1 protein-coding gene is annotated in these 615 nt (G+C 60.5%); it reads right to left on the reverse strand.

Going from position 1 to position 615, the window contains the following annotated elements:
- Window positions 1–615, reverse strand: a 615-nt coding sequence (gene ilvC, locus AC1DWI_RS25715) for a ketol-acid reductoisomerase (protein ID WP_477726265.1), incomplete at both ends; no start/stop codon positions are given.

Here is a 615-nt window from a genome sequence, read left to right on the forward strand (position 1 = left end):
ATCCAGGGCATCATGGCGCGCAGCTTTTCGCCCACGATCTCGATCTGGTGCTCGGAATTCAGGCGGCGGCGGCTCAGCAGGGTTGGCGCGCCAGCCTGGTTTTCCAACAGGAAGCTCTTGGCGTATTCACCCGTCTGGATGTCTTTCAGGCACTTGCGCATCGCGTCTTTCGTGGCCGAGGTCACGATGTTCGGGCCTGTCACGTATTCGCCGTACTCAGCGTTGTTCGAGATCGAGTAGTTCATGTTGGCGATGCCGCCTTCATAGATCAGGTCAACGATCAGCTTGAGTTCGTGCAGGCATTCAAAGTACGCCATTTCGGGGGCGTAGCCAGCTTCCACCAGCGTTTCGAAGCCGGCCTTGATCAGCTCGACGGTACCGCCGCACAAAACGGCCTGCTCGCCGAACAGGTCGGTTTCGGTTTCTTCGCGGAAGTTGGTTTCAATGATGCCGGCTTTGCCGCCGCCATTGGCCATGGCATAGGAGAGAGCCAGGTCGCGGGCCTTGCCGGACTTGTCCTGGTGCACAGCAACCAGGTGAGGTACGCCGCCGCCCTGGGCGTAGGTATTGCGCACCGTGTGGCCAGGTGCCTTGGGGGCGACCATCCAGACGTCG

The organism is Polaromonas sp. P3_C2 (genome assembly GCF_056402675.1).